This window comes from Aeromonas sp. R4-1 (assembly GCF_040908325.1).
Lineage (GTDB): Bacteria > Pseudomonadota > Gammaproteobacteria > Enterobacterales > Aeromonadaceae > Aeromonas > Aeromonas veronii.
The window spans coordinates 17,850-28,929 of record NZ_JBFODM010000035.1 but is presented as its reverse complement, the minus strand read 5'-3'; the positions used below and the strand labels follow the sequence as shown (position 1 = coordinate 28,929).

General features: G+C 61.5%; 6 protein-coding genes. All 6 read left to right on the top strand.

Features of this window, described 5'->3' with window-relative positions; genetic code table 11:
• Positions 1-20 precede the first annotated feature (20 nt).
• A complete protein-coding gene (locus tag AB5Y90_RS04555) occupies positions 21-1,988 on the top strand; it encodes an ATP-binding protein (protein WP_307895901.1) in 1,968 nt (655 codons plus the stop codon).
• 76 nt (positions 1,989-2,064) lie between these two features.
• On the top strand, positions 2,065-3,414 hold the full coding sequence (gorA, locus tag AB5Y90_RS04550) for a glutathione-disulfide reductase (RefSeq protein ID WP_307895900.1): 1,350 nt from the start codon (positions 2,065-2,067) through the stop codon (positions 3,412-3,414).
• A gap of 463 nt (positions 3,415-3,877) precedes the next feature.
• Complete coding sequence (gene kdpA, locus AB5Y90_RS04545; RefSeq protein WP_151286421.1) at positions 3,878-5,572, top strand: potassium-transporting ATPase subunit KdpA; 1,695 nt, start codon at positions 3,878-3,880, stop codon at positions 5,570-5,572.
• Between the two features lie 67 nt (positions 5,573-5,639).
• Complete coding sequence (gene kdpB, locus AB5Y90_RS04540; RefSeq protein ID WP_368166609.1) at positions 5,640-7,697, top strand: potassium-transporting ATPase subunit KdpB; 2,058 nt, start codon at positions 5,640-5,642, stop codon at positions 7,695-7,697.
• A gap of 62 nt (positions 7,698-7,759) precedes the next feature.
• The gene (locus AB5Y90_RS04535; protein WP_368166608.1) at positions 7,760-8,317 is read left to right on the top strand and encodes a potassium-transporting ATPase subunit C; all 558 of its coding nucleotides are present in this window, start codon (positions 7,760-7,762) and stop codon (positions 8,315-8,317) included.
• A 126-nt stretch (positions 8,318-8,443) separates the two neighbouring features.
• Positions 8,444-11,032 carry a sensor histidine kinase KdpD gene (locus AB5Y90_RS04530; protein ID WP_307895896.1) on the top strand — a complete coding sequence of 863 codons (2,589 nt, stop codon included), beginning with the start codon at positions 8,444-8,446 and terminating at the stop codon, positions 11,030-11,032.
• Positions 11,033-11,080: the final 48 nt, after the last annotated feature.

Here is an 11,080-nt window from a genome sequence, read left to right as displayed (position 1 = left end):
ATCCAGACCGCAAGGACGCCATGTCAGGACTCTTCACCAAGACCGCCAGGGCCGTAGGCCGCAACGGACTCTCATATCGCCTGCTCTCCTACATTCTGGTCTGCAGTACCGTATTGGCGATGATCATTACGGCGTTGCAACTCGCGTGGGATTACCGCAAGGATGTCGCCGTCATCGAAGACAGCATCGGCCAGATCGAGGCCTCGTTCCTGCAACCCATCGCCGCCAGCTTGTGGAACCTGGATGAAGAGCAGGTCAAAGTGCAAATTGAAGGGATCATGAACCTGCCAAACATGCAGTTCGTGATGGTCAAGGAGATGCTCGGCAACTCCGAAGTCCCGCTGCTGACCCAGGGGGTCGAACGGGAAAGCTATGATATCTCCCGCGAATTCAACCTCACCTATCAGGGTGAAATCGTCGGCAAGCTGTTCGTTGCCGCCTCTCTCGAGCAGATCTACCAGCGCCTCATCGAAAAATCGGTGCTGATCATGGTCAGCCAGACCATCAAGACCCTGGTAGTCTCATTTTGCATCCTGATCATCATTTACTATCTGGTGGTCAGGCACATCAACCGCATCGCCAACTACGCCCAGAAGTTCAACCTCGATCGGCTCGACATGGAGCTGGAGCTGGAAGGCCGCCCGCAGCCGCGCAAGAAACCCGATGAGCTGGATACCCTGGTCTCCACCCTCAACCAGATGCGTACCCGACTGCGTGACGAGCTGGTTGCCCGCCATCAGGCGGTGGAACAGCTGCAAAAGGAGCGGGACTTCTCCGCCACCCTGATCAACTCCGCCAACATGGTCATCTGCTGCATGGAACCGGATTTGACCATCGCCAGCATCAACCCGGCAGCCATCTTGCTGACCGGCTACCACCAGCAGGAGCTGTTACAACACAACTGGCTGGATCTCTTTGTCAGCCCGGCGCAACGGGAAGAGCTGAACGATATTCTGGCGGCGGAGGGTTCACTGTCAGACAAAGAGGTCATCATGCATGACCAGCAGGCTCATGAGCTGGTACTGCAGTGGACCTTCGTACCCTTCTACGATGGTCCCAACCTCAAGTACCAGATCGGCTTCGGCTACGACATCACCCAGCTGAAAAAGGTCGAGCGGGAGATAATCCAGCTCAACGAGCAGCTGGAAGGCAAGGTGGTGGAGCGTACCCGCAGCCTGAGCGAAGCCAACAACCAGCTGGGCAAGGCGTACGACGACCTGAAACAAGCCCAGCAGACCCTTGTGGAGTCGGAGAAGATGGCCTCCCTCGGCTCGCTGGTGGCCGGGGTGGCACATGAGATCAATACCCCCATCGGCATCAGTGTGACCGCCTCTTCCTACCTGCAGGAACGGGTCGCCGATTTCAAATCTCATATAGAGTCAAAACAGCTGTCTCGCTCCTATCTCAACGAGTTTACCGTCAACCTCGACGAGTCGATGCAGCTGCTGCAGAGCAACCTGCGGCGCGCCTCCGAGCTGATCGCCAGCTTCAAACAGGTGGCTGTCGACCAGTCATCGGAAGCACGCTACAACTTCAGCCTCGCCGACAACCTCCATCAGGTAGTGGTCTCGCTTGGCCACAAACTGAAGAAGAGCCAGTGCGAAGTGGATATCCAGTGCGATCCCAAGCTGTCTATCTTCTCCTTCCCGGGCAGTTTTACCCAGATCTACTCGAACCTGATCCTCAACTCCATCAACCACGGGTTCGACAACTGGGACAAACCGAAGAAGATCACCATCAAGGTGGAACAGCAGGGAGAGGAGCTGTTTATCGACTACTCGGACAACGGCCGCGGCATCCCGCCCGAAATCTTGCCGCGCATCTTCGATCCCTTCGTCACCTCCAAGCGGGGTCAGGGTGGCAGCGGTCTGGGCACCCACATCATCTACAACCTGGTGGTGCAACTGCTGAAAGGCCGTATCAGCTGTGCCAGCGAACCGGGCCAGGGCGCCCAGTTCCATATTCGCCTGCCGATACAACATAACTGAGCGCTGGCTCTTGTGAGCCAGCCGCTTTATCCCCATCATGCTGTGATTGCATTCTTAATGAGCGGAGAACCTCGCAATGGCACAGCATTTTGACTATATCGCCATCGGCGGCGGCAGCGGCGGCATCGCCTCTGCCAACCGGGCTGCCATGTACGGTAAGAAAGTTGCCCTGATTGAAGCCAAAGAGTTGGGTGGAACCTGCGTCAACGTAGGCTGCGTACCGAAGAAGGCCATGTGGTATGCAGGCCAGATCGCCGATGCCCTGAAATATGGCGCCGACTACGGCTTTGACACCACCCTCAACCACTTCAACTGGGCCAAGCTGGTCGAGTCCCGCCAGGCCTACATCGGCCGCATTCACCAGTCCTATCAGAACGTGCTGGGCAAGAACCAGATCACCGTCATCAAGGGCTTCGCCCGCTTCGTCAGCAGCAACACCATCGAGGTTAATGGCGAGCACTACACGGCCGATCATATCCTGATCGCTACCGGTGGCCGCCCGGAAATTCCGGCGATCCCGGGTGCCGAGCTGGGTATCGACTCCGACGGTTTCTTCGATCTGCAAAGCCAACCCAAGCGGGTTGCCGTGGTTGGAGCTGGCTACATCGCAGTCGAGATCGCCGGGGTGATGCAGGCGCTCGGCTCAGAGACCCATCTGGTGGTGCGCAAGCACGCGCCGCTGCGCAACTTCGACCCCATGATCCACGAGACACTGGTCGAAATCATGGCGCAGGAAGGGCCCCAGCTGCACACCCACGCCATTCCCAAAGCCGTGCTCAAGAACGCTGACAACAGCCTGACCCTGCAACTGGAAGATGGTCGCCACCTCACCGTCGACTGCCTGATCTGGGCCATCGGCCGGGTACCGGCTACCGACAACCTCAATCTTGCCGCCGCAGGCATCACGCTGGACGAGAAGGGCTTTATCCCGACCGACAAGTTCCAGAACACTTCCGTCGCCAACATCTATGCAGTGGGTGACAACACGGGTCGCATCCAGCTCACCCCGGTGGCCGTCGCTGCGGGCCGTCGCCTCTCCGAGCGGCTGTTCAACAACAAGCCGAACGAACACCTCAACTACGATCTGGTGCCGACCGTGGTGTTCAGCCACCCGCCCATCGGCACCATCGGCCTGACCGAACCGGAAGCCATCGCCCAATACGGCGAGGACCAGGTGAAGGTCTACCGCAGCCAGTTCACCGCCATGTACTCTGCGCTGACCCAGCATCGCCAGCCCACCCGGATGAAGCTGGTCTGCGTCGGCCCGGAAGAGAAGGTGGTCGGTTTGCACGGTATCGGCTTTGCGATGGACGAGATCCTGCAAGGTTTCGGCGTCGCCATGAAGATGGGCGCCACCAAAGCTGATTTCGACAACTGCGTGGCTATCCATCCGACCAGTGCTGAAGAGTTCGTCACTATGCGCTAAGGGCTGATGAAGTTGGCCTGTCACGAGCAGCCGGCGTCTACAGCCATGTAACCCCGCCCCTCAAACCCGGCTCAGGCCGGGTTTTTTGATCACTCCTCGCTATTTCTCTCGCAAATCCGTCGTTCTTTACGCCGATTTTACGCCTGCCACATGGCGCTTTATGGCGCCTTTACGCCTGTTTTACATACCCTTTTCAGCGTCAATGACACCAACAGAGTCGATATGGTCTTACATCGGCTCTCGCAGCTAATTATCTCAATGGAGTCGATATGAATTGGCTATATCTGCTGCTCGTCCTCGCCTTGATGGCCTATCTGATGCGCGCACTCACGCGCAGTCACGAGTGAGGGACTACCTATATGCAGCAAGAAATTATCTATCCGGTGGCCAGCAAACTGCCGAGCCTCGTGAGCAATCCAATACGAGCCCTGACGCACCGTGACCACGAGTGAGGAACTAGAACATGTGGCAAGAAATAATCTATCCGGTTGCCTTCGTGCTGCTGGTTCTGCTGCCGGCACCGCTGCTGGGCAACTACATCTACCGGGTATTTGAAGGCAAAATCCACTGGTTGGCACCGGTCGAGCGCGCCACGCTGGCTTGCTGTGGCACCGATGGACGGGAGCAGGACTGGAAGTCCTACGCCCTCAGCCTGCTGGCCTTCAACGGCGCCGGTTTCGGTCTGCTGTTCCTGATCCTGATGGCGCAGGGGTTGCTGCCCCTCAACCCGCAACAACTGCCGGGTCTGAGCTGGCAACTGGCATTCAACACCGCGGTCAGCTTTATGACCAACACCAACTGGCAAGCCTATTCCGGCGAGGCCAGCCTCTCCTACTTCAGCCAGATGGTTGGGCTGACCACCCAGAACTTCGTCTCCGCAGGGACGGGCGCCGCCGTCGCCATTGCCCTGTTCCGCGGCATCGCCCGCCAGCAGACCATCAACCTTGGCAACTTCTGGCAGGATCTGGTGCGTTTCTGCCTCTATATGCTGCTGCCCATCGCGCTGATCATGGCGCTGGTGCTGGTATGGCAAGGGGTGCCGCAAAGCCTCTCCGCCTATCTGCCGTTCCACGGTGTGGAAGGTCAGGAGCAGCTGCTGCCCCTCGGCCCGGCGGCCTCGCAGATCGCCATCAAGCAGCTGGGCTCCAACGGCGGCGGCTTCTTCGGCATCAACTCGGCACATCCGTTCGAGAACCCGACAGCCCTCTCCAACTGGCTGGAGATGGTCGCCCTGCTCACCATCGCTGCCGCCATGGTCTTTACTCTGGGCCGCTATGTGAAAGACATGGCCCACAGCCGCGCCATTCTCGGCGCCATGACCCTCATGCTGGTGCTGGGGCTCTTCATCTCCCTCTCCCAGGAGCTGAAACCGGATCACGCCCTCGCCCAGCTCACCACTGACGCCAGCAACATGACTGGCAACTGGGAAGGGAAGGAGAGCCGCTTCGGCCCTGTGCTCTCCAGCATCTGGGAAGTGGCGACCACTGCCGCCTCCAACGGTGCCGTCAACGCCATGCACGACAGCTTTACTCCACTCGGCGGCATGGTGGGTATGATCAACATGCTGCTGGGTGAGGTCATCTTCGGCGGGGTCGGCTCCGGTATCTACGGCATGATGCTGTTCGTGCTGCTGACCGTGTTCCTGTGCGGCCTGATGGTGGGACGCACCCCGACCTATCTGGGCAAACGCCTCGGCATCACCGAAATGAAGTGGGTGGTCGCCAGCATGCTGGTCATGCCGGTGGGGGTTTTGGTGATCGGTGGTGTCACCCTGCTGATGCCGGATGCCAACACCATCATCGGCCATGATGGCCCGCACGGTCTGTCACGCCTCATCTACGCGTACGCCTCGGCTGCCGGCAACAACGGCTCCGCCTTTGCCGGTTTTGCCGCCGGTGACAACTGGCAGTGCATCGCCATCGGTCTGGCCATGCTGCTCGGTCGCTTCGGCTACATCATTCCGGTACTGGCCATAGCCGGTCAGCTGGCCCGTGCGCCCCGTCAGGAGACGAGCGAAGGGGACTTCCCCATCAGCGGCCCGCTGTTCGTTACCCTGCTGATCATCACCGTCCTGCTGATAGGTGGCCTCTCCTTCCTGCCGGTGCTGGCACTGGGTCCGGTGGCCGAACATCTGAGCCTGATCGGAGGGGCGTTCTGATGAACCTGACCCTGTCGATCACCATCCGGATGCCAATGGCCAACTATCTGATGCTGGGAGCTTTCCAATGAGCAAGTCCACTGCAATGAGCACCGACACCATGTTGGTGAAGGGCAAAAAACAGAAATCACAGATCATCCAGGCAATGGTTGAGGCCCTTTATCGCTTCAATCCCAAGGCGCTGTTTGGCAGCCCCATCCTGTTCACCCTCTGGCTGGCCGCAGTCATGGCGACCGTGGAGTCCCTGCTGGGGCAGCCTTTCTCCGGCGTCGCCCCCTCGCTGGCCTGGCAGCTGACCGCCTGGCTCTGGCTGACCCTCTGGTTTGCCAACTTCGCGGAAACCCTGGCCGAGGGGCGCGGCAAGGCCCGCGCCGACAGCCTGAAAGCGGGCATGAGCCAGCTCAAGGCCCGCCGGGTGGCTAACGCAAAAGATGGTCAGGGCGAATGGGTACCCGCCACCAGCCTGATGAAGGGGGACCTGGTGCTGGTACGCAGCGGCGAGATGATCCCGGCCGACGGTGAAGTGATCGCCGGTATCGCCTCGGTCAACGAGGCCGCCATCACCGGCGAATCCGCCCCCGTCATCCGCGAATCGGGTACCGATCGCAGCGGTGTAACCGGCAATACCACCGTCGTTTCAGACGAGATCTGGGTACGCGTCAGCAACAATCCGGGCGAAAGCACGCTGGATCGGATGATTGCACTGGTGGAAGGGGCCAAGCGCCAGAAAACCCCCAACGAGATGGCGCTGGATGCCCTGCTGGTCGGGCTGACCCTGATCTTCCTGCTGGTGGTCGCCACCCTGCCCTGGTTCCTCGACTACAACGGCACCCAGGTACCGCGTCTCTACCTGATCGCTCTCTTTATCACCCTGATCCCGACCACCATTGGCGGCCTGCTCTCCGCCATCGGCATTGCCGGTATGGATCGACTGGTGAAGCTGAACGTCATCGCCAAATCTGGCCGTGCCGTCGAAGCGGCCGGTGACGTACGTACCCTGCTGCTGGACAAGACCGGCACCATCACCTTCGGTAACCGGATGGCCGACGAGTTGATCCCGGCACCGGGTGTCGACCCTGCCCTGCTGGCACAAGCGGCCATGCTGGCCTCGCTGGGTGACAACACCCCGGAGGGCAAATCCATCCTGACTCTGGCCAGCAAGAGCATGGCCAAGCCGAGCCAGCTGGAGAGCGACAAGGTGATCCCCTTCAGCGCCGAGACTCGCCTGAGCGGACTGGATCGCAACGGTCATCAATATCGCAAGGGGGCGGTGGATGCCGTGTTGAACTACCTCAGCCTCGACCGCAAGGCGGTGCCTGAGCTGGTGCTCAAGTCGGTCGACAGTATCGCCCGTCAGGGGGGTACTCCGCTGCTGGTCTGCACGCAGGAGAAACTGCTGGGGGTGGTCTACCTCAAGGACATCATCAAGCCCGGTATCAAGGCTCGCTTCCAGATCCTGCGCCACATGGGTATCCGCACCGTGATGATCACCGGCGACAACCCGAAAACCGCCGCCGCCATCGCCGCCGAAGCCGGGGTGGATGACTTCATCGCCGAAGCGACGCCGGAGAAGAAGCTCGCCTATATCCGTCAGGAGCAGGCCGATGGTCGTCTGGTCGCCATGTGCGGTGACGGCGCCAACGACGCGCCCGCGCTGGCACAGGCTGACGTGGGGCTGGCCATGAACGAGGGCACCCAGGCCGCCAAGGAGGCGGGCAACCTGGTGGATCTCGACTCCAACCCCACCAAGCTGCTGGACGTGGTGCTGGTCGGCAAACAGCTGCTGGTGACCCGTGGCGCCCTGACCACCTTCTCCATCGCCAACGACGTGGCCAAGTACTTCGCCATCCTGCCAGCCCTGTTCATCGCCGCCTACCCGCAACTGGGGGCACTGAACCTGATGCAGCTGGGCAGCCCGCAGAGCGCCATCCTGTCGGCCATCATCTTCAACGCCCTGATCATTGTGGTGCTGGTGCCGCTGGCACTGCGTGGTGTCGACCTGAAAGGCTCGGCCGCCAGCCTGCTGCGCCGCAACCTGCTGATCTACGGTGTCGGTGGCCTGCTGGTGCCTTTTATCGGCATCAAGCTGATCGATCTGGTCATTACCGGCCTGGGTCTGGTGTAACGACATAATCGGGATGCGGGTCAGACCCGCATCCCCTGCCATCCATTTGGAGCAAGAGAATCATGATAGCAATCAGAACCCTGTTGACCCTGACCCTGCTGCTGGGAGTGGGTTATCCGCTGGCGGTGACCGGGCTGGCCCAACTGCTGTTCCCCTGGCAGGCCAACGGCAGCCAGCTGACCGACAGCAAACAACAGCTCATCGGCAGCGCCCTGCTGGGGCAGAAATTCGAGCGGGCTGACTATTTCCATCCCCGTCCCTCCGCCAGCGACTTCAACACCATAGGCGGCAGCGCCAGCGACTTCAACACTATAGGCGGCAGCGCCAGCAATCTGGGGATGAGCTCACCGCTGCGGGCAGAGTTTGCCGAACAGGCAGCCAAGGCTCAGCCTGGAACCCGCTCCCCCGCCATGCTGACCCGCTCCGCCTCCGGCCTCGATCCCCACCTGCCGCTGGATGCGGTGCTGGCTCAGGTCGACCGCGTCGCCAAAGAACGTGGACTGGATCCCGCCCAACTGACGGAGCAGGTCAAGTCGGCCACACAAGCTGGTATCCTTGGCCCGCAGGTGGTCAACATTCTCCAGCTGAATCTGCAACTGGACCATAAAAAGGGCGCCTGATGGCGCCCATTCCGGTTTGGTGATGACCTCGATTTTCGAAACGGGCGGTTGGCTCGATAGGGATAACAATGGCTGATGTAACAAGCGCTGATGCCCTGCTGACGATTCTGATGCAGGAGCATGGGGATGCGTGATGAGGTAAGGGCCGACGCCCTGCTGGCGAGCCTGGAACAGGAGCACAAGGGCAAGCTGAAGGTGTTTCTCGGGGCCGCTCCCGGCGTGGGCAAGACCTACGCCATGCTGCAGGCGGTGCGGGAGCAGGCCAAAGAGGGGGTAGACATCCTGATCGGCGTGGTGGAGACCCACGGCCGGCAGGAGACCCTGGCTCTGCTCGACAAGCTCGCCATCATGCCGCGCAAGATCCACATGCACCGCCAGCAGCGACTGGAGGAGATGGATCTCGACGGCCTGCTCGCCCGCAAACCGGCCATCGCCGTGGTGGACGAACTGGCACACAGCAACGCCCCCGGCAGCCGCCACGAGAAGCGTTGGCAGGATGTAGAGGAGCTGCTCAACGCCGGGATCGACGTCTACACCACCCTCAACGTGCAGCATCTGGAGAGTCTCAACGATCTGGTGTGGCAGCTGACCGGGGTCAGGGTGAAAGAGACCCTGCCCGATCAGGTGCTGCTGGAAGCCGACAGTCTGGTGCTGATCGACCTGCCCCCCAAGGAGCTGCTCGGCCGCCTCAAGGAGGGCAAGGTCTATGTGCCCCATCAGGCCAAGGCTGCCCTGCAATCCTTCTTCTCCCTCAACAACCTCACCGCATTGCGGGAGCTGGCGATGCAGACCGCCGCCAGCCATGTGGAGGGCGATCTGCAACTGCAGTGGCAGGCAGCAGGCAAGAGCACCTTGCCGCTGCGGGGCAAGCTAATGGTTTGCCTCGGTGACCTGCACGGCTCGGCGCTGGTGCGCTACGGCCACCGCTTTGCCCAGCGCCGTCAGCTCCCGTGGCTGGTGGTGCATGTCGACAGCAATGGCCGCCGCTCGGCCGATGTGGAGCAGGCGCTGGCGCTCGCCTCCCACCTCGGCGCCAAGGTGCTGACCCTCTCCAGTCCGGCGGTCGCCAACACCCTGCTGGAGACCGCCGAACAGCAACAGGTCTCCCAGCTGCTGCTCGGCAAACCTCACAAGGCGCCGTGGCGCCGCTCGTTGGTGCAACACCTGCTCAAACAGGCGCAGGGGCTCGAAATCACGCTGGTCGATACCGAGAAGCAGAAGCCCGAAGTGGGAATGCGCGTCCCGACCCCGAAGGATATTCACCACAGCCTGCTGGCGGTGACCATCATGGGGATCACCTCGGCCGCCGCCTGGGGGCTCTCCTACTGGCTGCCGCCCGCAGCTTTGCCGCTCATCTTCGTGCTGGGGGTGCTGGCGACCGCCCTCACCACCAGTCTGGTGCCCGCCACGCTGGCGGCTGTGCTGGGCTTTATCGCCCACAATCTGCTCTTCACCGCCCCCTACTTCTCCCTGAGCGTCGCCAACCACAGCGACCTGCTCACCCTGTTTGTGCTGCTTATCGTCGGCATGACGGCGGGACGGCTCGCCTCCCGCCAGCGGCAACAGCTGATCGGTCTGCGCGAGACCCAGCAGCTGGGCAATGCCCTGCTCTCCCTCAGTCAGGGGCTGGCCACCGCCAGCAGCCCGGAGGAGGTGCTGAGACAAGGTGCCCAGGCCATTTCACTGGCGCTCGGCCAGCCGACCGTGGTGATCGACAAGGAGTTCAACGATCGGCTCGGCAACGAGAAGCACAGGCCCGGCCAGACCGACAAGGCGGCCATCGACTGGTGTCTGGCCCAGAAGCAGAGCGCCGGGGCCCACACTGCAACCCTCAATGCTGCCGAGGCCCAGTATCACCATCTCAGCGACGATCTGGTGATCGGCATAACGCTGGCCAATCCGCTCTCCTCATCCGCCGAGCATCAGCTGCAGGCACTGCTCACCGATATTCGCGCCGCGCTGGCGCGGATCGACCTCAACGAGCGGCTGGCCGACAGCCAGCTGCAGGCGGAGACCGACCGGATGCGCGCAGCCTTGCTTTCCTCGGTCTCCCACGATTTGAAGACCCCCTTGGCGACCATCATGGGGGCTGGCAGCACCCTGCTGGAATATGGTGACCGGATCCCCGCCGAAGACCGTGACGAACTGCTCCACTCGGTGCAGGAGGAGGCGCGCCGCCTCCACAGCTATGTGCAGAATCTGCTGGATATGACCCGCATCGGCTCCCCCGACTTCCAGCTGAAACGGGACTGGGTCGATCTGGCAGATCTGGTGGAGAGCGCCCGCAAGCGGCTCGAATCCTCCTGGCGCCAGCACAAGCTGCGGGTCCATTTCGATCAGCATGTGCCCCAGCTCTATGTCCATGGCGCCCTGATCGAGCAGGTGCTGGTCAACATCCTCGACAACGCCTCCCGCTACTCGCCGGCAGGCACCCCCATCGAGTTCAAGGTGATGGTGGCCGAACCCGACCTCATCATCGACATCATCGATATCGGGGTCGGTATCGCCGAGTCGGATCGGGAGAAGATCTTCAACCTCTTCTACACCCAGCCGGTTGGCGATTGCGGCAGCCGTGGCACCGGACTTGGCCTCGCCATTTCCCGCGCTATGATAGAGGCCCACGGCGGCAAGATTTGGGCCTTCTCCGGCCCCAATGGCAACGGCACCTGCATGCGCATCTCCCTGCCGCTTGCTCTCAATTCACCGGAGGTCTGATAGTTGACCGCCAGATCGGGTCACTCAGCCCCTCCCACCATTCGCCTC